At 71.6% G+C, this 24,437-nt stretch carries 22 protein-coding genes; 2 read left to right on the top strand and 20 right to left on the bottom strand.

The window, feature by feature from the left end; translation table 11 throughout:
* Positions 1-184: 184 nt before the first annotated feature.
* Complete coding sequence (locus tag ACZ4TV_RS15190; protein WP_468134631.1) at positions 185-1,645, bottom strand: RsmB/NOP family class I SAM-dependent RNA methyltransferase; 1,461 nt, start codon at positions 1,643-1,645, stop codon at positions 185-187.
* Between the two features lie 204 nt (positions 1,646-1,849).
* Positions 1,850-2,794, bottom strand: a complete 945-nt coding sequence (gene fmt, locus ACZ4TV_RS15185; RefSeq protein WP_468134629.1) for a methionyl-tRNA formyltransferase — start codon at positions 2,792-2,794, stop codon at positions 1,850-1,852.
* 362 nt (positions 2,795-3,156) lie between these two features.
* Between fmt and ACZ4TV_RS15180 the strand changes: the two genes are divergently transcribed.
* On the top strand, positions 3,157-3,705 hold the full coding sequence (locus tag ACZ4TV_RS15180) for a hypothetical protein (RefSeq protein ID WP_468134627.1): 549 nt from the start codon (positions 3,157-3,159) through the stop codon (positions 3,703-3,705).
* A 157-nt stretch (positions 3,706-3,862) separates the two neighbouring features.
* On the opposite strand, the gene ACZ4TV_RS15175 is transcribed toward ACZ4TV_RS15180, so the two are convergent.
* The 14 genes from ACZ4TV_RS15175 to pyrR all read right to left on the bottom strand — a co-directional run bounded on the left by ACZ4TV_RS15175 (position 3,863) and on the right by pyrR (position 20,388).
* Positions 3,863-5,962 carry a primosomal protein N' gene (locus ACZ4TV_RS15175; protein WP_468134625.1) on the bottom strand — a complete coding sequence of 700 codons (2,100 nt, stop codon included), beginning with the start codon at positions 5,960-5,962 and terminating at the stop codon, positions 3,863-3,865.
* Between the two features lie 105 nt (positions 5,963-6,067).
* Complete coding sequence (metK, locus tag ACZ4TV_RS15170) at positions 6,068-7,276, bottom strand: methionine adenosyltransferase (protein ID WP_468134623.1); 1,209 nt, start codon at positions 7,274-7,276, stop codon at positions 6,068-6,070.
* Between the two features lie 197 nt (positions 7,277-7,473).
* On the bottom strand, positions 7,474-8,688 hold the full coding sequence (gene coaBC / locus ACZ4TV_RS15165) for a bifunctional phosphopantothenoylcysteine decarboxylase/phosphopantothenate--cysteine ligase CoaBC (protein ID WP_468134621.1): 1,215 nt from the start codon (positions 8,686-8,688) through the stop codon (positions 7,474-7,476).
* A 98-nt stretch (positions 8,689-8,786) separates the two neighbouring features.
* Entirely contained in the window at positions 8,787-9,059 is a 273-nt protein-coding gene (gene rpoZ, locus ACZ4TV_RS15160) for a DNA-directed RNA polymerase subunit omega (protein ID WP_004948662.1), read from the bottom strand.
* Between the two features lie 64 nt (positions 9,060-9,123).
* Positions 9,124-9,687 (bottom strand): guanylate kinase, encoded by a 564-nt coding sequence (gene gmk, locus ACZ4TV_RS15155; protein ID WP_468134619.1) that lies wholly within the window; start codon positions 9,685-9,687, stop codon positions 9,124-9,126.
* 61 nt (positions 9,688-9,748) lie between these two features.
* Positions 9,749-10,072, bottom strand: a complete 324-nt coding sequence (locus tag ACZ4TV_RS15150; protein ID WP_030008746.1) for an integration host factor — start codon at positions 10,070-10,072, stop codon at positions 9,749-9,751.
* Between the two features lie 280 nt (positions 10,073-10,352).
* A complete protein-coding gene (pyrF, locus tag ACZ4TV_RS15145; protein WP_468134854.1) occupies positions 10,353-11,186 on the bottom strand; it encodes an orotidine-5'-phosphate decarboxylase in 834 nt (277 codons plus the stop codon).
* A 2-nt stretch (positions 11,187-11,188) separates the two neighbouring features.
* The gene (locus tag ACZ4TV_RS15140; RefSeq protein ID WP_468134617.1) at positions 11,189-12,298 is read right to left on the bottom strand and encodes a quinone-dependent dihydroorotate dehydrogenase; all 1,110 of its coding nucleotides are present in this window, start codon (positions 12,296-12,298) and stop codon (positions 11,189-11,191) included.
* Positions 12,299-12,384: 86 nt separating this feature from the next.
* Positions 12,385-15,693 carry a carbamoyl-phosphate synthase large subunit gene (gene carB, locus ACZ4TV_RS15135; protein ID WP_468134615.1) on the bottom strand — a complete coding sequence of 1,103 codons (3,309 nt, stop codon included), beginning with the start codon at positions 15,691-15,693 and terminating at the stop codon, positions 12,385-12,387.
* Positions 15,686-16,834, bottom strand: a complete 1,149-nt coding sequence (gene carA / locus ACZ4TV_RS15130; RefSeq protein ID WP_468134612.1) for a glutamine-hydrolyzing carbamoyl-phosphate synthase small subunit — start codon at positions 16,832-16,834, stop codon at positions 15,686-15,688. The genes carB and carA overlap by 8 nt, the downstream gene beginning before the upstream one ends.
* Complete coding sequence (locus ACZ4TV_RS15125) at positions 16,831-17,412, bottom strand: PH-like domain-containing protein (RefSeq protein WP_468134610.1); 582 nt, start codon at positions 17,410-17,412, stop codon at positions 16,831-16,833. Before ACZ4TV_RS15125 ends, carA begins: the two co-directional genes overlap by 4 nt.
* Positions 17,409-18,695, bottom strand: a complete 1,287-nt coding sequence (locus ACZ4TV_RS15120; RefSeq protein ID WP_468134608.1) for a dihydroorotase — start codon at positions 18,693-18,695, stop codon at positions 17,409-17,411. Before ACZ4TV_RS15120 ends, ACZ4TV_RS15125 begins: the two co-directional genes overlap by 4 nt.
* Positions 18,696-18,697: 2 nt before the next feature.
* The gene (locus tag ACZ4TV_RS15115) at positions 18,698-19,690 is read right to left on the bottom strand and encodes an aspartate carbamoyltransferase catalytic subunit (protein WP_468134606.1); all 993 of its coding nucleotides are present in this window, start codon (positions 19,688-19,690) and stop codon (positions 18,698-18,700) included.
* A 122-nt stretch (positions 19,691-19,812) separates the two neighbouring features.
* Entirely contained in the window at positions 19,813-20,388 is a 576-nt protein-coding gene (gene pyrR / locus ACZ4TV_RS15110) for a bifunctional pyr operon transcriptional regulator/uracil phosphoribosyltransferase PyrR (protein WP_468134604.1), read from the bottom strand.
* A 288-nt stretch (positions 20,389-20,676) separates the two neighbouring features.
* Here pyrR and bldD point away from each other — a divergent pair, with 288 nt between their 5' ends.
* A complete protein-coding gene (gene bldD / locus ACZ4TV_RS15105) occupies positions 20,677-21,177 on the top strand; it encodes a transcriptional regulator BldD (RefSeq protein ID WP_007263032.1) in 501 nt (166 codons plus the stop codon).
* Between the two features lie 149 nt (positions 21,178-21,326).
* Here bldD and nusB read toward each other — a convergent pair whose 3' ends face one another.
* The 4 genes from nusB to ACZ4TV_RS15085 all read right to left on the bottom strand — a co-directional run bounded on the left by nusB (position 21,327) and on the right by ACZ4TV_RS15085 (position 24,408).
* The gene (gene nusB / locus ACZ4TV_RS15100; protein ID WP_468134602.1) at positions 21,327-21,755 is read right to left on the bottom strand and encodes a transcription antitermination factor NusB; all 429 of its coding nucleotides are present in this window, start codon (positions 21,753-21,755) and stop codon (positions 21,327-21,329) included.
* A gap of 3 nt (positions 21,756-21,758) precedes the next feature.
* Positions 21,759-22,325, bottom strand: coding sequence for an elongation factor P (gene efp / locus ACZ4TV_RS15095; RefSeq protein ID WP_030008757.1), 567 nt, complete (start codon positions 22,323-22,325; stop codon positions 21,759-21,761).
* A 59-nt stretch (positions 22,326-22,384) separates the two neighbouring features.
* A complete protein-coding gene (locus tag ACZ4TV_RS15090; RefSeq protein WP_468134600.1) occupies positions 22,385-23,491 on the bottom strand; it encodes a M24 family metallopeptidase in 1,107 nt (368 codons plus the stop codon).
* A 92-nt stretch (positions 23,492-23,583) separates the two neighbouring features.
* Complete coding sequence (locus tag ACZ4TV_RS15085; RefSeq protein WP_468134598.1) at positions 23,584-24,408, bottom strand: AAA family ATPase; 825 nt, start codon at positions 24,406-24,408, stop codon at positions 23,584-23,586.
* Positions 24,409-24,437: the final 29 nt, after the last annotated feature.

Raw genomic sequence — 24,437 nt, 5'->3', positions numbered from 1 at the left:
TCGCCGCTGACAGCGCCCACCGTCGTCGAGGTCCTGTGTCAGACACGGCACTGACGGCTCCGCCACCAGCCTCGGGCACAGAACAACCGTCCACCACCGGCTGACCACAGCCCCGCGCCCGGACCTCGTGCCATTGCAGCTGAGACTGTGCCGCGAAACCCTGGACCCTACAGCCGCGCCGCCCCTACGCCGTGCGCCTCAGCAGCGCCAGGTACATCGCGTCCGTCCCGTGCAGGTGTGGCCACAGCTGCACGTCCGGGCCGTCCCCCAGCGCCGGTACGCCCGCCATGAGCGGCCTGGCGTCGATCAGTTCCGCCGACACCGGCGACGCGCCCGCGCCGCGGCCCTTCAGGACGTCGTCCACGACGACCCGGGTTTCCGCCAGGTGCGGCGAGCAGGTCGCGTAGCCCACGACGCCGCCCACCCGCACCGCCGACAGGGCCTCCCGCAGCAGCCCACGCTGGAGCGGGGCGAAGCCCTCCAGGTCCTCCGGGCGGCGGCGCCAGCGGGCCTCCGGGCGGCGGCGCAGCGCGCCCAGGCCCGTGCACGGGACGTCCATCAGGACGCGGTCGAAGGAGCCCGGCAGCCACGGCGGACGGGTGCCGTCCGCCGCGATGACCTGGTACGGGCCCGGGTTGCCCGCGAGCGCGCGCTCCACGAGCCGCGCCCGGTGCGGCTGCTTCTCCGAAGCCAGCAGGAACGCCCCGCGCTGCGCCGCGAGCGCCGCGAGCAGCGCCGCCTTGCCGCCCGGGCCCGCGCAGCCGTCCAGCCAGCGCTCGTCGCGGCCCTCGACCGGCGCGGCCGCCAGGGCCATCGCCACCAGCTGGCTGCCCTCGTCCTGCACGCCGGCGCGCCCCTCGCGCACCGCTTCCAGCGCGCCCGGCTCGCCGCCCTCGGCCATCCGGACGGCGTACGGCGACCAGCGGCCGGGGAGCGCCGAATCCTCGCCGACGGCCTCCAGCAATTCCTCCGGCGTGGACCGGCCCGGCCGTGCGACCAGCGTCACCTCGGGCCGCTCGTTGTCGGCCTCCAGCAGGTCCTCGATCCCGGCGCGGCCGCCGCCCAGCGAGTCCCACAGGGCGCTGACGACCCACCTGGGGTGCGAGTGGTACACCGCGAGGTGTTCCTCGGCGTCCTCCTCGTACGGCGGCGCGACCCGTTCCAGCCAGCCGTCCAGGTCGTGCGCGGCGATCTTCCGCAGCACGGCGTTCACGAACTTGGCACGCCCGTCCCCGAGCACCACCCGGGCCAGCTCCACGCTCGCCGAGACCGCCGCGTGCGTGGGGATCCGGGTGCCCAGCAGCTGGTGCGCGCCGAGCGACAGCACGTCCAGCACCGGCGGGTCCACCTCCCGCAGCGGCCGGTCGATGCACGCCTTGATGACGGCGTCGTACGTGCCCTGGCGGCGCAGCGTCCCGTAGACCAGCTCGGTGGCCAGGGCCGCGTCGCGCGCCTGGAAGCTCTCGTCCTGGCGGGCCTTCTTGAGCAGCGGCGGCAGCACGAGGTTCGCGTAGGCATCACGCTCGTCCACCGCCCGCAGCACCTCGAAGGCCAGCATCCGGACGGGGTCCTTCTGGGGCCGGCGGTACGGCTTGGCCTGCCGGTTGCCTGCGGGGTTGCGACGGGGACGAGGCTGTTCGCTCACGTGAAAGGTGCTCCGGGTTTACGAGGTGCTGCGGGTTTACGAGGTGCGGGGGTTTACGAGGTGCGGGGGTCTACGAGTGCTGCGGTCATGACGTGGAGGCGTGCCGGGGGTGCCGGGGGTGCCGGGATGCCGGGTCGCCCCAGGGGGCGGGGGCGGCGGCGGTACGGTGCTGCGCCCGCGCCGCCTCGAACGGCGCGGCTGGATTCAGCCTACGTCGGCCCCGCCGAGCCGCTCGCCGGGAGCGATGCGCACCCCGCGGGCCCAGTCGGCGCCCCGCATCGGCTTCTTGCCCTGCGGCTGCACCCACAGCAGCTCCACGGCGTGCGAGCCGGTGCCGACGTAGACGTTGTTCTTGGCCGGGGCCAGCACGCCCGGCGCCAGGTCGGTGCGGTCGGCCACCAGGCCCACGGAGATCAGCTTGAGCCGCTCCCCGCGGAAGACGGTCCACGCGCCCGGCGCCGGCGTGCACCCGCGCACCACGCGGTCGACGCGCATCGCGGGGGCCGTCCAGTCGATCCGGGCGTCCTCCACGGTGATCTTCGGCGCGAGCGAGATCCCCTCGGCCGGCTGCTCCACCGCCCGCAGGGTGCCGTCCTCGATGCCGTCCATGGTGGCGGCGAGCAGTCCGGACCCGGCGAAGGCGAGCCGTGTCAGCAGGTCGCCGCTGGTGTCGGTCGGCCGGATCTCCTCGGTCACGACGCCGTAGACCGGACCGGAGTCCAGGCCCTCCTCGATCTGGAAGGTGGAGGCGCCGGTGACCTGGTCCCCCGCCATGATCGAGTGCTGGACGGGAGCGGCACCGCGCCAGGCGGGCAGCAGTGAGAAGTGCAGGTTGACCCACCCGTGCTTGGGGATCTCGATGGCGCTCTTGGGGATGAGGGCCCCGTACGCGACGACCGGACAGCAGTCCGGGGCGATCTCGCGCAGCCGGGCCAGGAAGTCGGGGTCGCGCGGCCGGGCCGGCTTGAGGATCTCGATGCCCTCCTCCTCGGCGCGCTCGGCGACCGGGCTGGCGACGAGCCGCCGGCCGCGGCCGGCCGGTGCGTCGGGCCGGGTGACGACGGCCGCGACCTCGTGCCGCCCGGACGCAATGAGGGCGTCCAGGGCCGGCACGGCGACCTCGGGCGTGCCTGCAAAGACAAGCTTCACCGGGTCATACCTCGTTTCTGGGCTTCTGTGGCGGCCACGAGGGCTGCCAGCAGCGCACCAGTCTGTGACTCCACCCCCGCTCACGCGGCGGGTTTCCAACCCGAAGGTTGCGGTCCAGCCCGAACCGGCCCCGTTCACGGGGCGGTTAGAAGCTACCACAGGCCGGGGATACCGCTCTCTGGGCGGCAGAGTCGGGGGGCGTACGCACACACGCGCGCCTCTCGCATATGCCGACACGCCCCCACAGCGTGACCTGGGCGACGGGTGACGCGTTGGTCAAGAGAGATTGACCAAAACGGGCCGCGTGTGAACGGTGTCTGCGGCCCGATCCGCCCTTCAGCACCGGTTCGAGAGGCTTCTTCATGGCCGACCACGCCACCCACGACGCCCAAGCCCGGGCCAGCCTGCACCTCCTGGTGCGGGACATCGAGCGGGTTCGCCGGCAGGTGGATGCTCTGCGTACGCTCACCGCCCAGCTCGGCAACGTGTACCGCCCGCGCCGCTCCGGTCCCTCCACGGGCTTCGTCGTCTACGGCAGGGCGCCCGCGCCCACCGTCCGCCTCGCGCAGGAGCTGCGGGACAGCGTCGAGACGCTGGTCACCGCCGCGGTGGACTTCGACCGCTCGCTCGGCTTCTCGTGGGACGCGGTCGGCTCGGCGCTCGGTGTCACCAAGCAGGCCGTGCACCGCCGCTACGGTGCCCGGCGGGCCCAGTCCGCGGAATCCGCCGAGCCGCTGACCGAGGCGACGGCCACCCGGGCCATGGGGTCGCTGCCGACCGTGCCGGCCGCCCGCTCGGTGCCGCCGCAGCCGGTGCGCGAGGAGGCCCAGGCCGCGGCCGGGGCTTCCCCGGGGCGGGGCCTGGGAGAGGCTTCCCGCTCTCCCGCCTTCCCCGGTCCGCGCAACGGCTGACGCCTGTCCTGACGCCAGTCCTGACGCCTGTCTTTCCTGACGCCTGTCCTGCCGCCGGGACGCCGACCCCCGACGGCCGGCTCCAGCTCGCCGCGCCCGAACCAAGCCCCCGGTGGTGGACCGTACGGTCCACCACCGGGGGCTTCGCCGTGCGGCGTCAGCCGATGTCCGGCGGGTCGATCCGGACCCGCACGGCCTCCGACGCCGGAACCCCCCGCGCCAGGCGGGCCGCCTGCGCCGACTTCAGGGCGGCCGCCAGGGCGGCGCCGCTGCCCGGCGGGACGCGGACCAGCGCCCGCTCCCCCGGGGACGGCTCCCCTCGCCGCCCCGGAACCGGCACCGGGCCCAGGATCTCGGCGTCGGGCGGCAGTGCGGCGCCCGCCAGGAAGGCCTCCACCGCCTCGCCCCGACCGGCCACCGCCGCCATCCGGGACACCGGCGGGAAGCCGAGCTGGGCCCGCTCCGCGAGCTCGCGCACGGCATGGCCCACCGGGTCCCACCGCACGAGCGCCTGGACCGGCCGCAGCGTCGGCTCGGCGACCACCACGACCTGGCCGTCCCCCCGGACCAATGACGCGGCCGCGATCCACCGCCGCAGGGCGTCCTCCCCGGCCCGCAGGTCGGGGCGGCTCAGCATCGCCCACCCGTCGAGCAGCAGCGCCGCCGCGTACCCGGCGCCGGCCGCCACCGGCTCGGCGCCCGGGGTGCACACCACCAGCGCCGGCCGGTCCGGCACCTCGTCCAGGACGTGGTCGCGCCCGGAGGTCCGTACGGCCACGGCCGGGAAGGCCCGCCCCAGTTCCTCCGCCGTCCGCCGCGCGCCCACCACCTGCGCCCGCAACCGGAAGGACCCGCACTCCTCGCAGTGCCAGGACGGCTCCGCCCGCCCGCACCACCCGCACTGCAGGGCCCGCTCGTCGGGGGCCTCCAGCGGGCCCGCGCAAGCGGTGCAGCGCGCGGGCGTCCGGCACCGCTCGCACGCCAGCCGGGGCACATAGCCCCGCCGGGGCACCTGTACCAGTACGGGCCCGGTCTTCAGCCCTTCCCGTACGGTCTCCCACGCCAGGCTCGGCAGTCGCGCGGCCCGGGCCGCCTCGTCGCGGGCCAGCAGCTCGTCGCCGACGGTTCGGATCCGGGGCGCGCAGGCCCGTACCGTCTCGCGGTCGGCGACCAGCGGCCGGGCCCAGCCCGATTCGACGAGCTGGGCGGCCTCCACGGTGCAGCTCGTGCTCCCGGCCAGGAACCCGCAGCCGTCGCTGACCGCGCGCAGCTCCAGTACCTCCCGGACGTGCGGGAAGGGGGCGCGGTCGTCGCTGTGGCTGGAGTCGCCGTCGTCCCAGACGGCGACCAGCCCGAGGTCCCGCACGGGCGCGAACATCGCGGCCCGGGTGCCGACGACGGCCCGCACCGAGCCCCTGCTCACGGCGAGCCATTCGCGGTAGCGCTTCTCGGGTCCCGACTCGGCGGTCAGCAGCGCGTGCCGGCCCTCGCCGAGCAGGGCGGTCAGCGCCGCGTCCACCCGGCCGGCGGTCCGTCCGTCGGGGAGCACGGCGAGGGCCCCGCGGCCGGAGGCCAGGGTGGCCGCCATGGCCCGGGCGAGTTCGTCGGCCCAGCCGGGGCCGGGCAGTGCGGTCCAGACGGCGCGCGGGGTCCCGCCCGTGGCCAGCGCCCGCAGGAAGCCGGGGCCGGCCCCGTACCGCTCCCAGCCGCCGGGCTCGGGCGCGGCGGGCGGGGGCAGCGGCTCGGGCGAGGGCTTGGCCTCGGCGCGGGCGTTGCGCGGGGGCAGGGCGAGCTGGAGTACGTCGGCGAGGCTGCCGGCGTACCGGTCGGCGACGGCCCGGGCGAGCGTCAGCATGCGCGGGCTGAGCACCACCTCGGGCGAGACCACGTGGGCGAGGGCGGCGAGCGCCCCGTTGTAGTCGGATTCGGCGCGGCGCTCCACGATGAAGCCGTCTATGAGGCCGCCGCCCTCGCGGCGGCCGCCGTGTACCTGGTGGGCGCCGGCCCCGAAGCGGACGCGGACGCGGACGCCGGGCTGCGCTGCCTCGGAGAGCTCCTCGGGGACGGCGTAGTCCCAGAGCTGGTCGAGGTGGAGGACGCCCTTGTTGACGAGGATCCGGGCGACGGGCAGCTCCGCCGCGAGCGCGGCCCCCCGCCAGGTGCGCGGCTTCGCCTTGGGCGCCTTGGCCTTCGCCTCGGCGACCATCTCCCGGATCAGTGCGAGCTGCTCCGGCGGGGAATCATTCGCGCTGCTCACATCAGCATTCTTACCAAACCCCACTGACAGCCACGGCACGCGAACGGCCCCGGACCAGAAGGTCCGGGGCCGTTCGGCGCGTGCGAGGTCCTCGCGTGCGGGGTCTTACAGACCGGCGGCCGCGCGCAGGGCGTCCACGCGGTCGGTGCGCTCCCAGGTGAAGTCCGGCAGCTCACGGCCGAAGTGGCCGTAGGCGGCGGTCTGGGCGTAGATCGGCCGCAGCAGGTCCAGGTCGCGGATGATCGCGGCCGGGCGGAGGTCGAAGACCTCGCCGATCGCTTCCTCGATCTTCTGGACCTCGACCTTGGCGGTGCCGAAGGTCTCGACGAAGAGACCGACGGGCTCGGCCTTGCCGATGGCGTACGCGACCTGCACCTCGCAGCGCGAGGCGAGACCGGCGGCGACGACGTTCTTGGCGACCCAGCGCATGGCGTACGCGGCGGAGCGGTCGACCTTGGACGGGTCCTTGCCGGAGAAGGCGCCGCCACCGTGGCGGGCCATGCCGCCGTAGGTGTCGATGATGATCTTGCGGCCGGTCAGGCCGGCGTCGCCCATCGGGCCGCCGATCTCGAAGCGGCCGGTCGGGTTCACCAGCAGGCGGTAGCCCTCGGTGTCGAGCTTGATGCCGTCCTCGACGAGCTGGGCCAGCACGTGCTCGACGACGAACTCGCGGATGTCGGGGGCGAGCAGCGAGTCCAGGTCGATGTCCGAGGCGTGCTGCGAGGAGACCACGACGGTGTCCAGGCGCACGGCCTTGTCACCGTCGTACTCGATGGTGACCTGGGTCTTGCCGTCGGGGCGCAGGTACGGGATGGTCCCGTTCTTGCGGACCTCGGACAGGCGCTTGGACAGCCGGTGCGCGATGTGGATCGGCAGCGGCATGAGCTCGGGGGTCTCGTCGCAGGCGTAGCCGAACATCAGGCCCTGGTCGCCGGCGCCCTGCTTGTCGAGCTCGTCCTCGTCGCCCTCGACCCGCTTCTCGTAGGCCGTGTCGACGCCCTGCGCGATGTCGGGGGACTGGGCGCCGATGGACACCGAGACGCCACAGGAGGCGCCGTCGAAGCCCTTCTTCGAGGAGTCGTAGCCGATTTCGAGGATCTTGTCCCGGACGAGCTGCGCGATCGGCGCGTAGGCCTTCGTCGTCACCTCTCCCGCGATGTGCACGAGACCCGTGGTGATGAGGGTCTCCACGGCCACGCGCGAGGTCGGGTCCTCGGTGAGGAGCGCGTCGAGGATCGTGTCGCTGATCTGGTCAGCGATCTTGTCGGGGTGGCCCTCGGTCACGGACTCCGAGGTAAAGAGACGACGGGACACAACGCTCCCTGGGGGTTGCAGCGGCTGCTGGCTGATCATTTGGCGGAACCACATCGGGGGCTGCGCCCGATCACGTTCCGAGTGCAGTTTATCGGTCGCCACCGTCCCCGGGACCACCCGTCTCGCCTTATGGGAGCCGTGTGACCTGCGGCACTCACATTCTGGCGTACGGATGTGACCAGGAGAAGGGAATCGGGTCAGGCGCGTCGGGGCCGCAGCCGGACTGCCACCTGGTCCCAAACCGCCTCTGCCAGCGATTCCTTCGGACCATAGGGGATTTGGATCTCTGAGCCATCAGAGCCCAAGATGATCGCCTCGTTTTCCTCGGAACCGAAGGTCTTGAGCTCGCCGACCTCGTTCACGACGAGAAGATCACACCCCTTGCGCCGGAGCTTGGCACGACCGTTGGCGAGGACTTCGTCGGTCTCCGCGGCGAATCCCACCACCACCTGCCCGTCCCGGGCCCGGTCGGCCGAGATCTCCGCGAGGACGTCCGGATTGCGCACGAGCACGACCGGCGCCGGCTCCTGCCCGTCCTTCTTCTTGATCTTTCCGCTCGCGTACTCGGCGGGCCGGAAGTCGGCCACGGCCGCGGCCATTACGACGGCGTCGGCGTCCGCGGCCGCCTTGAGCACGGCCTCCCGCAGCTGTACGGCCGTCCCCACCCGTACGACGTCCGCCCCGGCCGGGTCGGCCAGCGCGGTGTTGGCCGCGACCAGGGTGACCCGGGCCCCGCGCGCGACGGCGGTGCGGGCGAGCGCGTAGCCCTGCTTGCCGGAGGAGCGGTTGCCGAGGAAGCGGACCGGGTCCAGTGGTTCCCGCGTGCCGCCGGCGCTGATCACCACGTGCCGCCCGGCGAGGTCCGGCTCGGCCACCCCGCGCGCCAGGACCCTGCGGCACACCTCGAAGATCTCCTCGGGGTCGGGCAGCCGCCCCTTGCCCGTGTCCTTGCCGGTGAGCCGGCCGACGGCGGGCTCGATGACGAGGGCACCGCGCCGGCGCAGCGTGGCCACGTTCTCCTGGGTGGCGGGGTGCTCCCACATCTCGGTGTGCATGGCGGGCGCGAAGACCACCGGGCAGCGGGCGGTGAGCAGCGTGTTGGTGAGCAGGTCGTCGGCGAGCCCGTGGGCGGCCTTGGCGAGCATGTCGGCGGTGGCCGGGGCGACGACGACGAGGTCGGCGCCCTGCCCGATGCGCACGTGGGGCACCTCGTGGACGGACTCCCACACCTCGGTGGAGGCCGGATTCCCGGACAGCGCGGACCAGGTGGCCTCGCCCACGAAGTTCAGGGAGGCCGCCGTGGGCACCACGCGCACCTCGTGGCCGGACTCGGTCAGCAGGCGCAGCAGCTCGCACGCCTTGTAGGCGGCGATGCCGCCGCTGACCCCCAGCACGACCTTCGGCTTACCCACCACACACGCCCCTTCGGCTGATCCTCGTACCCGTCTATGACACACCACAGGCCCGGCAGATGTTCTGCCGGGCCTGTGGTGAAAGGAATCTCGGTGCCTTACTGAGCCGGGGCCTCGATGGCCTCGGAGGTCAGCAGACCCGCGTTGATCTCGCGCAGCGCGATCGAAAGCGGCTTCTCGTGGACGTGGGTGTCCACCAGCGGGCCGACGTACTCGAGCAGGCCCTCACCGAGCTGCGAGTAGTACGCGTTGATCTGACGCGCGCGCTTGGCCGCGTAGATCACGAGGCTGTACTTCGAGTCGGTAGCCTCGAGCAGCTCGTCGATCGGCGGGTTGATGATGCCCTCGGGCGCAGTGATGGAAGAGGACACGCTCTACCTTCCGAAGATGGGTGAAAGATCAGGCATTGACCGAATCGAAAACATCGATCAACGATCAGACAACTTCCATCAAGGCTAGCAGCTCACGGGCCACGTCCTCGACGGAGGTGTTGACCAGGGTGGTGTCGAACTCGGACTCGGCAGCGAGTTCGATCTTGGCGGTGGCGAGCCGGCGCTCGATGACCTCGGCCGATTCGGTGCCGCGGCCGGTCAGTCGGCGCACCAGCTCGTCCCAGCTCGGCGGGGCCAGGAAGACCAGCTGGGCCTCGGACATGGACTCGCGGACGAGTCGTGCGCCCTGGAGGTCGATCTCCAGCAGTACCGGTTCGCCGTTGTCCAGGCGTTCCAGCACCGCGCCACGCGGTGTGCCGTAGCGGTTGCCCGCGAACTCGGCCCACTCCAGCAGCTCGCCGTTGGCGATCAGCTTGTCGAACTCGTCGTCATTGACGAAGAAGTAGTGGACTCCGTGTCGCTCACCGGGCCGCGGCTTGCGGGTGGTGGCCGACACCGAGAGCCATACCTCGGGGTGAACCTTGCGCATATGCGCGACGACCGTGCTCTTACCGACCCCTGAAGGGCCGGAGAGCACGGTCAGCCGCGGACGAACCTCTGCTGCCATAGAGCGATTATCCAGGTTCCCAGGACTGCCTGGGAACGCCGGGAGGACTTCAGTCGACGCCTCAGGCGCCGGTGCTGCCGAACTCGCGCTCCAGAGAGGCGATCTGGTTGGAACCGAGACCTCGGACACGCCGGGACTCGGAGATGCCGAGACGCTCCATGATCTGCTTGGCGCGCACCTTGCCCACGCCAGGCAGGGACTCCAGCAGGGCGGAGACCTTCATCTTGCCGATGACGTCGTTCTCCTGGCCCGTCTTGATGACCTCTTGGAGCGAGGCGCCGGAGTGCTTGAGTCGATTCTTCACCTCGGCCCGCTCCCGGCGAGCCGCGGCGGCCTTTTCGAGCGCGGCTGCGCGCTGTTCAGGGGTAAGGGGCGGAAGAGCCACGCCTACGTCACCTCGGATGTCGAACTGTCGGATACGGACCGGTGGGGAACCCAAAGGCACCACACCAGGCGAGCTCCCGAACAGCGCTTGAACTCGTTCGCTGCTCGTTCACTCTGCTCGGAGACTAGCGGCCATCACCGCTCCAGTCAGCGAGAACGGACGAAAAGTCCTGGTCAGCCTCCACTGAACCGTACATCACGGACAAAGTACCCCTGTTTTGTCCGGTGAAGGACGCTCGAATTTCGTCAAGGAGTGCGAGACGTCGTGCCGCACGGCCAGCCTAGGCCGATACGGCCTCGCGGATCTCGTCGGAGAACGACCGCGCCGCGTCGCGCAGGGCCGTCACGTCCGGACCGTGCTTCAGGACGCCCCGCGACACGTTCGGGACGACGTTGCGCACGGCCTTGCCGAACACCGCCGGCAGGTCCGCCGCCGTCGCGCCCTGCGCGCCGATGCCGGGGGCCAGCAGCGGCCCGTTGATCTCCAGGTCGAAGGAGGACAGGTCGCCCAGCGTGGCACCGACCACCGCGCCGAAGGAGCCCATCGGAGAGGCGTCCGCGTTCTCCGCCGCCAGGTGCGCCAGCATCGTCGCGCCGATCGTGCGGCCGTCCTCCCGGACCGCCCGCTGGACCTCCGCGCCCTCCGGGTTGGAGGTCAGGGCCAGCACGAACAGGCCCGCGCCCGACTCCCGGGCCAGGTCCACCGCCGGCTTCAGCGAGCCGTAGCCCAGGTACGGGGACACCGTCAGCGCGTCCGAGAACAGCGGCGAGGACGGGTCCAGGAAGGCCGAGGCGTACGCCGCCATCGTCGAGCCGATGTCGCCCCGCTTCGCGTCCATGACGACCAGGGTCCCGGCCGCCCGGGCGTCCGCGACGGTCCGCTCCAGCACGGCGACGCCCTTCGAGCCGAACCGCTCGAAGAAGGCCGCCTGCGGCTTGAAGACCGCCACCGACTCCGCGAGCGCCTCGACGACCGTACGGGAGAACCGCTCCAGGCCCGCGATGTCGTCCTGCAGGCCCCACTGCGCCAGCAGGGCGGCGTGCGGGTCGATGCCCACGCAGAGCGGGCCTCGGGAGTCCATCGCCTCGCGGAGGCGGGTGCCGAAGGGGGTCACCGTCACTGTGCGGCCTTTCGGGTCTCGGCGCCCACCGCTTCGGCGAGCGTCGCGTACGGGCTGACGGCCAGGCGTGCGGCCAGGCCCTTGTGGATGGCGCGGGCGTAGCACGGGCCCTCGTAGATGAAGGCGCTGTAGCCCTGGATCAGCGTGGCACCGGCCAGGATCCGCTGCCAGGCGTCCTCGGCGTTCTCGATGCCGCCGACCCCGACCAGGACCAGCCGGTCCCCCACCCGGGCGTACAGGCGGCGCAGGACCTCCAGCGAGCGCTCCTTGACGGGGGCGCCGGACAGGCCGCCGGTCTCCTTCACCAGGGACGGGGAGGACTTCAGGCCCAGCCCATCCCGCGCGATCGTGGTGTTCGTGGCGATGATGCCGTCGAGGCCCAGCTCCAGGGCCAGGTCCGCGACCGCGTCGACGTCCTCGTCGGCCAGGTCGGGCGCGATCTTGACCAGCAGCGGGACCCGGCGGTCGGTGACCACCCGGTCCGCGGCTTCCCGTACGGCCGTCAGCAGCGGGCGCAGCGACTCCGTCGCCTGGAGGTTGCGCAGGCCGGGGGTGTTCGGGGAGGAGACGTTCACGACGAGGTAGTCGGCGTGGCGGGCGAGGCGCTCGGTGGAGGCGACGTAGTCCGCCACCGCCTGCTCCTCCGGCACGACCTTCGTCTTGCCGATGTTGACGCCGACGACCGTCTGGAAGACGGGACGGCGGGCCGCCAGCCGCTCCGCGACGGCCGCCGAGCCCTCGTTGTTGAAGCCCATCCGGTTGATCAGCGCGCGGTCCGGCACCAGGCGGAAGAGCCGCTTCTTGGGGTTGCCGGGCTGCGCCTCGGCCGTGACCGTGCCGATCTCGACGTGGTCGAAGCCGAGCATCGCCATGCCGTCGATCGCGACGGCGTTCTTGTCGAAGCCCGCCGCGAGACCGAAGGGGCCGTGCATCCGCAGGCCGAGGGCCTCGGTGCGGAGTTCCTTGTGGCGGGGGGCGAGCCAGGCCGCGACGAAGGTGCGCAGCACGGGCGTGCGGGCCGCGCGGCGGATCCAGCGGAAGGCCAGGTAGTGGGCGTTCTCCGGGTCCATCCGCTTGAAGACCAGGTTGAAGAAGATTTCGTACATCGTCTCGAAGATCCCTCTGCGCTCGTGAAGAGGGGGACACCCGTCGTGAAACCGGTGTCCCCCTCCCCCTGTCCGGGCTGTACGGGTTAGTCGCGGGCCGCGGTCAGGCGCTCCGCGTGCTCCTGGAGGGAGCGGACGCCGACGTCTCCGTGGCCCAGCGCCTCGATGCCCTGCACGGCCGCGGCGAGCGCCTGGACGGTGGTCAGGCACGGGACGCCGCGCGCCACGGCCGCCGTGCGGATCTCGTAGCCGTCGAGGCGGCCGCCGGTGCCGTACGGGGTGTTGACGATCAGGTCGACCTGTCCGTCGTGGATCAGCTGGACGATGGTCTTCTCGCCGTTCGGGCCTTCGCCCTCGCTGAGCTTGCGCACCACGGTGGCGTTGATGCCGTTGCGGCGCAGCACCTCGGCGGTGCCGGAGGTGGCCATGAGCTCGAAGCCGTGGGCGACCAGCTCGCGCGCCGGGAAGATCATCGAGCGCTTGTCGCGGTTGGCGACGGAGATGAAGGCCCGGCCCTTGGTGGGCAGCGGGCCGTAGGCGCCGGCCTGCGACTTGGCGTAGGCGGTGCCGAAGACGGCGTCGATGCCCATGACCTCGCCGGTGGAGCGCATCTCGGGGCCGAGGACGGTGTCCACGCCGCGGCCGTGGATGTCGCGGAAGCGCGACCACGGCATGACGGCCTCCTTGACGGAGATCGGCGCGTCGATCGGCAGGGTGCCGCCGTCGCCGGTCCTCGGCAGCAGGCCCTCCTCGCGCAGCTCGGCGATGGTGGTGCCGAGCGAGATGCGGGCGGCCGCCTTCGCGAGCGGGACGGCGGTGGCCTTCGAGGTGAAGGGGACGGTCCGGGAGGCGCGCGGGTTGGCCTCCAGGACGTAGAGGATGTCGCCCGCCATCGCGAACTGGATGTTGATCAGGCCGCGGACTCCGACGCCCTTGGCGATGGCCTCGGTGGAGGCGCGCAGGCGCTTGATGTCGTAGCCGCCGAGGGTGATCGGGGGCAGGGCGCAGGCCGAGTCGCCGGAGTGGATGCCGGCTTCCTCGATGTGCTCCATGACGCCGCCGAGGTAGAGCTCGGTGCCGTCGTAGAGGGCGTCGACGTCGATCTCGATCGCGTCGTCGAGGAAGCGGTCGACCAGCACGGGGCGGGTCGGGGAGATCTCGGTGGACTCGGCGATGTACGCCTCCAGGCGCGCCTCGTCGTAGACGATCTCCATGCCGCGGCCGCCGAGCACGTAGGACGGGCGGACGAGGACCGGGTAGCCGATCTCGTCGGCGATGGCCTTCGCACCCGTGAAGGTGGTGGCGGTGCCGTGCTTGGGGGCCGGCAGGCCGGCCTCGGCGAGGACCTGGCCGAAGGCGCCGCGGTCCTCGGCGGCGTGGATGGCCTCGGGCGAGGTGCCGACGACGGGCACGCCGTTGTCCTTGAGCGCCTGGGCGAGGCCGAGCGGGGTCTGGCCGCCGAGCTGGACGATGACACCGGCGATGGGGCCGGCCAGCGACTCGGCGTGGACGATCTCCAGCACGTCCTCGAGCGTCAGCGGCTCGAAGTACAGGCGGTCGGAGGTGTCGTAGTCGGTGGAGACGGTCTCCGGGTTGCAGTTGACCATCACGGTCTCGTAGCCGGCGTCGCTGAGGGCGAAGGAGGCGTGGACGCAGGAGTAGTCGAACTCGATGCCCTGGCCGATGCGGTTCGGGCCGGAGCCCAGGATGATGACCGCGGGCTTCTCGCGCGGCGCGACCTCGCTCTCCTCGTCGTAGGAGGAGTAGAAGTACGGGGTCTTCGCGGCGAACTCGGCGGCGCAGGTGTCGACCGTCTTGTAGACCGGGCGGACCCCCAGCGCGTGCCGGACCTCGCGGACGACGTCCTCGCGCAGGCCGCGGATGTCGGCGATCTGGGCGTCGGAGAAGCCGTGGCGCTTGGCCTCGGCGAGCAGCTCGGGGTGGAGCTTCTCGGCGTGGGCGAGGTCGTCCGCGATCTCCTTGATGAGGAAGAGCTGGTCGACGAACCAGGGGTCGATCTTCGTGGACTCGAAGACCTCTTCCTGGGTGGCGCCGGCGCGGATGGCCTGCATGACGGTGTTGATGCGGCCGTCGGTCGGGCGGACCGCGGTGCGCAGCAGCTCGTCCTTGTCGCCGGGCTCGCCGACGAAGGTGAACTGCGAACCCTTCTTCTCCAGGGAGCGCAGGGCCTTCTGGAGGGCCTCGGTGAAGTTGCGGCCGATGGCCATGGCCTCGCCGACCGACTTCATGGTGGTGGTGAGGGTGGCGTCGGCGAGCGGGAACTTCTCGAAGGCGAAGCGCGGGGCCTTGACGACGACGTAGTCGAGGGACGGCTCGAAGGAGGCCGGGGTCTTCTCGGTGATGTCGTTGGGGACCTCGTCGAGCGTGTAGCCGATGGCCAGCTTGGCGGCGATCTTGGCGATCGGGAAGCCGGTGGCCTTCGACGCGAGCGCCGAGGAGCGCGAGACGCGCGGGTTCATCTCGATGACGATGACGCGGCCGTCGACCGGGTCGATCGCGAACTGGATGTTGCAGCCGCCGGTGTCGACGCCGACCTCGCGGATGATCGCGATGCCGATGTCGCGCAGGCGCTGGTACTCGCGGTCGGTCAGCGTCATCGCCGGGGCGACGGTGATCGAGTCACCGGTGTGCACGCCCATGGGGTCGAAGTTCTCGATGGAACAGACGACGACGACGTTGTCCTTGGTGTCGCGCATCAGCTCCAGCTCGTACTCCTTCCAGCCGAGGATGGACTCCTCCAGGAGCACCTCGGTGGTCGGGGAGAGCGTGAGGCCCTGGCCGGCGATGCGGCGCAGCTCGTCCTCGTCGTGGGCGAAGCCGGAGCCGGCGCCGCCCATGGTGAAGGAGGGGCGCACGACGACGGGGTAGCCGCCGAGGGTGTCGACGCCCTTGATGACGTCGTCCATCGAGTGGCAGATGACCGAGCGGGCGGACTCGCCGTAGCCGATCTTGGCCTTGACGGCCTCGACGACGCCCTTGAAGAGGTCGCGGTCCTCGCCCTTGTTGATGGCCTCGACGTTGGCGCCGATGAGCTCGACGCCGTACTTCTCCAGCACACCCTGCTCGTGCATGGAGATGGCGGTGTTCAGCGCGGTCTGGCCGCCGAGGGTCGGGAGCAGCGCGTCGGGGCGCTCCTTCGCGATGATCTTCTCGACGAACTCGGGGGTGATCGGCTCGACGTACGTGGCGTCGGCGATCTCCGGGTCGGTCATGATCGTCGCGGGGTTGGAGTTGACCAGGATGACGCGCAGGCCCTCGGCCTTGAGGACGCGGCAGGCCTGGGTGCCGGAGTAGTCGAACTCGGCGGCCTGTCCGATGACGATCGGGCCGGAGCCGATGACCAGGACGGACTGGATATCGGTGCGCTTAGGCACGCTCGGCCTCCATCAAAGAAACGAAACGGTCGAAGAGGTACGCGGCGTCGTGCGGGCCGGCAGCCGCCTCGGGGTGGTACTGGACGCTGAAGGCCGGCTGGTCGAGCAGCTGGAGGCCTTCGACGACCTGGTCGTTCAGGCAGACGTGGGAGACCTCGGCGCGGCCGTAGGCGGTCTCGGAGATCTTGTCGAGGGGCGCGTCGACGGCGAAGCCGTGGTTGTGCGCGGTGACCTCGACCTTGCCGGTGGTGCGGTCCTGCACCGGCTGGTTGATGCCGCGGTGGCCGTACTTCAGCTTGTACGTGCCGAAGCCGAGCGCGCGGCCCAGGATCTGGTTGCCGAAGCAGATGCCGAAGAGCGGGGTCTTGCGCTCCAGGACGCCCTGCATGAGGGCGACGGGGCCGTCGGCGGTGGCCGGGTCGCCCGGGCCGTTGGAGAAGAACACGCCGTCGGGCTGGACCGCGTACACGTCCTCGACGGTGGCGGTGGCGGGCAGCACGTGCACCTCGATGCCCCGCTCGGCCATCCGGTGCGGGGTCATGCCCTTGATGCCGAGGTCGATGGCGGCGACGGTGAACTTCTTCTCGCCGATGGCGGGGACGACGTACGCCTTCTTGGTGGCGACCTCGGCGGAGAGGTTCGCGCCCTTCATCTGCGGCTGGGACTGGACCTTGGCCACCAGCGCCTCGTCGCGGATGCCCACCCAGGTCTCGCCCGAGAAGATGCCGACGCGCATGGCGCCGCGCTCGCGCAGGTGGCGGGTGAGGGCGCGGGTGTCGATGCCGCAGATCCCGACGACGCCCTGCTGGACGAGCTCCTCGTCGAGCGAGCGCTGGGAGCGCCAGTTGGAGGGGACGCGGGCGGGGTCGCGTACGACGTAGCCGGCCACCCAGATGCGGGAGGACTCGGGGTCCTCGTCGTTGACGCCGGTGTTGCCCACGTGCGGAGCGGTCATCACGACGACCTGCTTGTGGTACGACGGGTCGGTCAGGGTCTCCTGGTAGCCGGTCATGCCGGTGGAGAACACGGCCTCGCCGAAGGTCTCCCCCACAGCGCCGTAGGCGCGGCCGCGGAAGATCCGACCGTCCTCCAGGACGAGTACGGCGGGAGCTTTGGCTGCTCCCCTGGTGGAGGTCGTCATCGTTCGGCGCCTTCCGTCGTGATGGATGAGTTCATGAGGTTGATTGCTTCGACCCAGGCGGCGTGTTCGGCCGCGCGGTCGGAGCGGAATCCGGAGTCGATCAGCTTGTCGCCGTGCGCCCAGGTGACGACGAGCAGACCGCCCTCGGTGAGTACCTTGCCCGCGATTCCCTTGTCGAGGCGGGCGCCGCGCAGCTGCGCGGCCGGTACGAAGAAGTCGGTGGCCCCCGGACGGACCACGTCGAGGCCCGTGCCGGTGAGCGTGAGCTCGACCCGGCTGCGGACGCCCAGACCGTGGGCGACGATCCGGTCGAGCCACTGCCCGGCGGTGGTGGACCCGTGGTACCGGCCGGTCAGGGCCAGCCGGTGCTCGGGGAGACCGTCGGGGGCGGCGGGGAGCTCGGGCAGGTCGTTCTGCAGGGCGCCGCGCCATTTCCAGCCCTGCCGCATCAGCCAGTACACGAACGCGATGAAGAGGACCAGGCCGATCACCCACGCGATGCGGGCGCCGAGGCTGGTCACCTCCGCCGACTGTCGCTCGGCGGCCTCGGCGGCCAGTTGGATTACTGCAGGTGTCACGCCAGTTTCCCGTCCACGACCGTTGCCCGGCCCCGCAGGAAGGTGTGAGTGACGCGACCCGGCAGCTCACGGCCCTCGTAAGGCGTGTTGCGGCTGCGGGAGGCGAAGTGTGCGGGGTCCACGACACCACGGTACGAGGTATCGACCAGCGTCAGGTTCGCGGGTTCACCTGCCGAGACGGGACGGCCGTGGTTCTCCAGGCCGCCGATGCGGGCCGGGGCGAAGGACATCCGCTCGGCGACGCCCGCCCAGTCGAGCAGTCCGGTCTCGACCATCGTCTCCTGGACGACGGACAGCGCGGTCTCCAGGCCCACCATGCCCATGGCGGCGGCGGCCCACTCGCAGTCCTTGTCCTCGTGCGGGTGCGGGGCGTGGTCGGTGGCGACGATGTCGATCGTGCCGTCGGCGAGCGCCTCGCGCAGGGCCAGTACGTCGCGCTCGGTGCGCAGCGGCGGGTTGACCTTGTAGACCGCGTTGTACGAGCGCACGAGCTCCTCGGTGAGGAGGAGGTGGTGCGGGGTGACCTCGGCGGTGACGTCGATGCCGCGGGACTTGGCCCAGCGGACGATCTCGACGGAGCCGGCGGTGGAGAGGTGGCAGATGTGGACGCGGGAGCCGACGTGCTCGGCGAGCAGGACGTCACGGGCGATGATCGACTCCTCGGCGACGGCCGGCCAGCCGCCGAGACCGAGTTCCGCGGAGACGACGCCCTCGTTCATCTGGGCGCCCTCGGTGAGGCGGGGCTCCTGGGCGTGCTGGGCGACGACGCCGCCGAAGGCCTTCACGTACTCCAGCGCACGGCGCATGATCACGGCGTCGTCGACGCACTTGCCGTCGTCGGAGAAGACGGTGACGCGGGCGGCGGATTCGTGCATGGCGCCCAGCTCGGAGAGCTGCTTGCCCTCCAGGCCGACGGTGACGGCGCCGATGGGCTGCACGTCGCAGTAGCCGGACTCCTTGCCCAGGCGCCAGACCTGCTCGACGACGCCGGCGGTGTCGGCGACCGGGAAGGTGTTCGCCATGGCGAAGACCGCGGTGTAGCCGCCGGAGGCGGCGGCGCGGGTGCCGGTGAGGACGGTCTCGGAGTCCTCGCGGCCGGGCTCGCGCAGGTGGGTGTGCAGGTCGACGAGGCCGGGGAGGAGGACCTGGCCGTCGGCCTCGATCACCTGAGCGCCTTCGGCCGAAAGGCCCTGCCCGACCTCGGCGATGGTCTCGCCGTCGATCAGGACGTCCTGCGCCTCGCCACCGAGTACCTTCGCGCCACGGATAAGGATCTTGCTCATGGTTACTTGTTCTCCTCGGTACGGGCGGCGGCGGGCGTGGTGGTGACGGCGGGCTCGGAGCCTCCGAGCAGCAGGTACAGGACGGCCATCCGGGTCGAGACGCCGTTGGCGACCTGCTCGACGGCCGTGCAGCGGTCGGAGTCGGCGACCTCGGCGGTGATCTCCATGCCGCGGTTCATCGGACCGGGGTGCATCACGATGGCGTGCTCGGGCATCTTCGCCATGCGGTCGCCGTTCAGCCCGTACCGGCGGGAGTACTCGCGCTCGGTCGGGAAGAAGGCGGCGTTCATGCGTTCGCGCTGCACACGCAGCATCATCACCGCATCGGACTTCGGCAGCACCTCGTCGAGGTTGTACGAGACCTCGCACGGCCAGGTCTCGACGCCGATCGGGACGAGCGTGGGCGGGGCCACCAGGGTGACCTCGGCGCCGAGGGTGTGCAGCAGGTGGACGTTGGAGCGGGCCACGCGGCTGTGCAGGACGTCGCCGACGATGGTGATCCGGCGGCCGCCGAGGTCCTTGCCGAGGCCGGCGTCACGGCCGACGAGGCGGCGGCGCATGGTGAAGGCGTCCAGCAGGGCCTGGGTGGGGTGCTCGTGGGTGCCGTCGCCCGCGTTGACCACGGCGGAGTCGATCCAGCCCGAGGTCGCGAGCCGGTAGGGGGCGCCGGAGGCGTGGTGGCGGATGACGACCGCGTCGGCGCCCATGGCCTCCAGGGTCAGCGCGGTGTCCTTGAGGGATTCGCCCTTGGAAACGGAGGAACCCTTGGCGGAGAAGTTGATGACGTCGGCGGAGAGCCGCTTGGCGGCCGCCTCGAAGGAGATCCGCGTGCGGGTCGAGTCCTCGAAGAAGAGGTTGACGACGGTGAGGCCGCGCAGGGTGGGCAGCTTCTTGATCGGCCGGTCCGCGACGCGGGCCATCTCCTCGGCGGTGTCGAGGATCAGGACGGCGTCGTCGCGCGTGAGATCGGCGGCCGAGATGAGGTGGCGCTTCATCTGGATGGCTCCGTAGGTCGGGAGGGCAGTCAGGCAGGCAGGCAGGCGGACTGACGGGCAGGGGTACGAGCGGGCAGGGCAGGGTGCGGCGCGGACCCTTCGGGGCCCGTCCGTCGTGAGGGCTACTGCCCTGCTGCCTGGGCGGTCCGCTGGCCGAGCAGCACGGCGTCACGGCCGTCCTCCTCCTGGAGCTGGACCTTGACGGTCTCCCGCAGCGACGTGGGGAGGTTCTTGCCGACGTAGTCGGCGCGGATCGGCAGTTCGCGGTGGCCGCGGTCGACGAGGACCGCGAGCTGCACGGCGCGGGGGCGGCCGAGGTCGCCGAGGGCGTCCAGTGCGGCGCGGATCGTACGGCCGGAGAAGAGCACGTCGTCGACGAGGACCACGAGGCGGCCGTCGAGGTCGTCGCCGGGGATCTCGGTGCGGCCGATCGCGCGGGCGGGCTTCATCCGCAGGTCGTCGCGGTACATCGTGATGTCGAGGGAGCCGACGGGGATCTTCGTGTCGGTGATCTCTTCGAGCTTGGCGGCCAGCCGGCGGGCGAGGTACACACCGCGGGTGGGGATGCCGAGGAGCACCACGTCGTCGGCGCCCTTGGCGCGTTCGACGATCTCGTGGGCGATGCGGGTCAGGACCCGCGCGATGTCCTGCGCTTCCAGAACGGGGCGCATGGAATCGGTGTTCAGCTGGGTGTCCATGAAAAGGACCTCCTTCTCCGCCTCACGGGACGGTTCTTAAAGGACGTCTGATGTACGTCTCACACGGTACCAGGGGGCGGGTGGTGCCCCGGACCGGGTCGGTGCGGATGGGCTCCCACGGGGCTGCTGGGGCGGCTCTCCCGGGGGCGATGAAGACCATTCGGCTTGACGCATCCAAGTAACGCTGCGTAACCTCACAGTGAGTTACCAGCCGCGCGGCGGAGCCGCACGTGGTCCACATCGGCACAGTGTCCATGCAGTCACAGCGTCACAGCGTCCGGGAGCGTTATGTCCAGCGAATACGCCAAACAGCTCGGGGCCAAGCTCCGCGCCATCCGCACCCAGCAGGGCCTTTCCCTCCACGGTGTCGAGGAGAAGTCCCAGGGCCGGTGGAAGGCCGTGGTGGTGGGCTCCTACGAGCGCGGGGACCGCGCCGTGACCGTCCAGCGCCTTGCCGAGCTGGCGGACTTCTACGGGGTGCCGGTGCAGGAACTGCTGCCGGGCACGACCCCGGGCGGAGCGGCCGAGCCGCCGCCGAAGCTGCGTCTCGACCTGGAGCGCCTGGCGGGCGTCCCCGCCGAGAAGGCGGGCCCGCTGCAGCGTTACGCGGCGACGATCCAGAGCCAGCGCGGCGACTACAACGGCAAGGTGCTGTCGATCCGCCAGGACGACCTGCGCACGCTCGCCGTCATCTACGACCAGTCCCCCTCGGTCCTGACCGAGCAGCTGATCAGCTGGGGCGTGCTGGACGCGGACGCCCGTCGCGCGGTGGCGCACGAGGACATCTAGCACCAGCAGAAACGTTTACACCGGCGGGTGCCCGGCCCTTGGGGGTCCGGCGCCCGCCGGTTTTTTTACCGTAGGAGCCCAGAACCGGCAGAGCGGAGGCCCGCAGCACATGTGCTGCGGGCCCTCCGCTCTTGCCGAACCGCCGGAGGCTACTCGCGCCGCAGGCTCGGCTTCAGGTCCTTGAAACGGGCCAGCAGCCCGTTCACGAACGAGGGCGACTCGTCCGTCGAGAACTCCTTGGCCAGCTGGACGGCCTCGTCGATGGCCACGGCGTCCGGGGTGTCGTCCACCCAGATCAGCTCGTAGGCACCGAGCCGCACGATGTTCCGGTCCGCGACCGGCATGCGGTCGAGCTCCCAGTCCACGGCGTAGGTGATGATCAGGTCGTCGATGCGGTTCACCTTGTCGGCGTAACCCTCGACGAGGTCCATCGTGAAGGCGCTGACCGGCGGCTGCCGGTCGTCCGACCGCGCGTGTCGGATCCAGTCCGCGAGGACCTCGCGGACGGACACCCCGCGCTGGTCGGCCTCGAAAAGGATCTGGAAGGCGCGCTTGCGCGCATTGCTCCGAGCAGCCACGGGTTAGTTGCTCTTCCGGCCGAGGTAGTCGCTGGTGCGGGTGTCGACCTTGACCGTCTCGCCGGTGGTGACGAAGAGCGGGACCTGGATCTCGTAGCCGGTCTCCAGGGTGGCGGGCTTCGTGCCACCGGTGGAGCGGTCGCCCTGGACGCCCGGGTCGGTGTGCTCGATCTTGAGCTCGACCGCGGCCGGGAGCTCGACGTAGAGCACCTCGCCCTCGTGCTGGGCGACGGAGGCGGTGAAGCCCTCGATCAGGAAGTTGGCGGCGTCGCCGACAGCCTTCTTGTCCACCATCAGCTGGTCGAAGGTGGTCATGTCCATGAAGACGAAGTACTCGCCGTCCATGTAAGAGAACTGCATGTCACGGCGGTCGATGGTGGCCGTCTCGACCTTCGTGCCGGCGTTGAACGTCTTGTCGACGACCTTGCCGGAGAGCACGTGCTTGAGCTTGGTGCGCACGAAGGCCGGGCCCTTGCCGGGCTTGACGTGCTGGAACTCGACGACGGACCAGAGCTGGTCACCGTCGAGCTTGAGCACCATGCCGTTCTTGAGGTCGTTCGTGGAAGCCACGGTTGCGGAATCTCCTGCACTGGAAGACCACGGGTGCGCGCACAGCCCGGCAGAGCCGGCTAGAGCGCGAGCAGTTCCTTGGTCGTAATGGTGAGTAGCTCGGGACCGCCGTCCGCCTCGGGGCGTACGACGAGCGTGTCATCGATCCGGACACCTCCCCGGCCCGGGAGGTGAACCCCCGGTTCGACGGTGACCGGCACGCAAGCGTCCAGTTTACCCATTGCCGTAGGTGCAAGCTGCGGGTCCTCGTCGATTTCGAGACCGACGCCGTGTCCGGTCGACGGAGCGAGGGCCTCCGCGTGGCCGGCGGAGTCCAGGACGGAGCGAGCCGCGTGGTCCACGTCCCGGTACGCGGTCCCCGGCAGCAGGGCCTCGCGGCCCGCCCGCTGGGCGGCGAAGACGAGTTCGTACAGCTCGATCTGCCAGTCGGCGGGGGTGGTGCCGATCACGAAGGTCCGGCCGATCTCGCACCGGTAGCCGCGGTAGCTGGCGCCCAGGCAGACCGACAGGAAGTCGCCCTCCTCCACCCGGCGGTCGGAGGGCCGGTGCCGGGAGCGACCGGAGTGCGGGCCGGTGCCGACGGAGGTCGGGAAGGCCGGACCGTCGGCCCCGTGGTCGACGAGCCGCCGCTCCAGCTCCAGGGCCAGGTGCCGCTCGGTGCGCCCGACGAGGATGGACTCCAGCAGCTCGCCGAGGGCCTGGTCGGCGATCTCGGCGGCGATCCGCAGGCAGGCGATCTCCTCCTCGTCCTTGACGAGGCGCTGCTGTTCCACGGCGGTCCCGAGGTCGGCGAGGCGCAGGGCCGGCGCCACGGAGTGCAGGGCACGGTGCCGGCCGACGGTGAGGTGGTGCTCCTCCACCGCGAGCGAGTCGGCCCGTGCGGCGGCGGCCATGTCGGCGGCCGCGACGGCCGGATCCCCGCCGGGGGTGGCCAGCACGGAGAGTCTGAGGTGCTCGTCGAGTCGCCCTTCGTCGACCTCGCCGGTGGGCGTGCCGGTGCAGAACAGCACGTCCTCGGTGGGTCCGACGAGCAGGACGGCGCCGAGCGGGGACGCCCCGGAGAGGTAGCGGACGTTCGCCGGACGCGTGATCAGTGCGGCGGCGTTCCCCGCGGCGGCACATCGGTCGCGAAGCAGGCCCCGACGGGCGGCGTACACGTCTGACATGTCTTCGAGCCTACGAGCGACCCGCCGATCCGGCCTGGCGAGCGCGTCCGGACGTGCGGCGCCGCTGCCGGGCTCCGCCCCGGACCTGCGCCTCAATCGCCGGCGGGGCTTGAATGGATCGCACGCGCCAGGGCTTCGTCGAGGGCGCGGGCCGTGCCCTCGACGTCGAGGTGGGAGTTGTCGATGATCGGCAGGCCGGAGCCGTACCAGCCGGCCATCCGGCCGTGGATCCGCGCGACCTCCTCGTCGGAGAGCCGGCGGTTGCCGGAGCGGGCCGCGTTCCGCTCCAGGACGATCTCCAGGCCGGGCAGGAGGACCACCGGCAGCAGCGTGGGGCCCACGTGCCGCTTCCAGCCGCCCAGCCCGACCACGGGCCGGTCGGGGAAGACCGCGTCGTCCAGGATGCAGGAGATGCCGTTCGCCAGGTAGTTGCGGGCGGCGAAACCGCAGGTGCGGCGGGCGAGCCGGTACTGGGCCTCGGAGTGCTCGTTCCAGCCCGCCTGCGGGTCCGCGAAGCCGGAGCAGACCCACTCCCGGACGTCGTCCAGGCTGATGTGGGCCGTCGCCACCGGCCGGGTGCTGGCCCAGTGCCGGGCGACGGTGGTCTTCCCGGCGCCGGCCGGGCCGATCAGCAGCACGGCGAGGACGGCCCCTCCGGTGCCCGCCACCGCGGGCGGCAGAGGGATGTGCCCGGTCGCCTCCGGCACCGGTGCCACCAGGTGCTGGGGCTGGTGATGCGGGGGCTGGGGCTGGTGATGCGGGGGCTGGTGGTGCTGGGGCGGGGGCTGGTGCGGAGACTGCGGCGGCGGCGAACCCGGCCAGCCCTGCACCGGGGCTATCGGCGGCTGCGGCGGCGCCGCCGGGTGCGGTCCCGGCTGCCCCCAGCCCGCGCCCCCGCCCCCCACTCCTTGCTGCATCCGCTGCCACTCCGTCTCGTTCCGGCGAC

This window comes from Streptomyces sp. NPDC028910, assembly GCF_055564955.1.
The sequence above is the reverse complement of the archived record's forward strand: the minus strand, read 5'-3'. Positions and strand labels throughout refer to the sequence as shown.

What these genes read in the sequence shown, in the direction of transcription:
- ACZ4TV_RS15180 (WP_468134627.1), top strand. Translation starts at nt 3,157, where the DNA reads ATGGCCGACCACGCCACCCACGACGCCCAAGCCCGGGCCAGCCTGCAC.
- carA (WP_468134612.1), bottom strand. Translation starts at nt 16,834, where the DNA reads ATGACGACCTCCACCAGGGGAGCAGCCAAAGCTCCCGCCGTACTCGTC.
- ACZ4TV_RS15115 (WP_468134606.1), bottom strand. Translation starts at nt 19,690, where the DNA reads ATGAAGCGCCACCTCATCTCGGCCGCCGATCTCACGCGCGACGACGCC.
- ACZ4TV_RS15120 (WP_468134608.1), bottom strand. Translation starts at nt 18,695, where the DNA reads ATGAGCAAGATCCTTATCCGTGGCGCGAAGGTACTCGGTGGCGAGGCG.
- ACZ4TV_RS15090 (WP_468134600.1), bottom strand. Translation starts at nt 23,491, where the DNA reads ATGTCAGACGTGTACGCCGCCCGTCGGGGCCTGCTTCGCGACCGATGT.
- pyrR (WP_468134604.1), bottom strand. Translation starts at nt 20,388, where the DNA reads ATGGACACCCAGCTGAACACCGATTCCATGCGCCCCGTTCTGGAAGCG.
- gmk (WP_468134619.1), bottom strand. Translation starts at nt 9,687, where the DNA reads ATGGCAGCAGAGGTTCGTCCGCGGCTGACCGTGCTCTCCGGCCCTTCA.
- ACZ4TV_RS15085 (WP_468134598.1), bottom strand. Translation starts at nt 24,408, where the DNA reads ATGCAGCAAGGAGTGGGGGGCGGGGGCGCGGGCTGGGGGCAGCCGGGA.
- ACZ4TV_RS15140 (WP_468134617.1), bottom strand. Translation starts at nt 12,298, where the DNA reads ATGTACGAAATCTTCTTCAACCTGGTCTTCAAGCGGATGGACCCGGAG.
- bldD (WP_007263032.1), top strand. Translation starts at nt 20,677, where the DNA reads ATGTCCAGCGAATACGCCAAACAGCTCGGGGCCAAGCTCCGCGCCATC.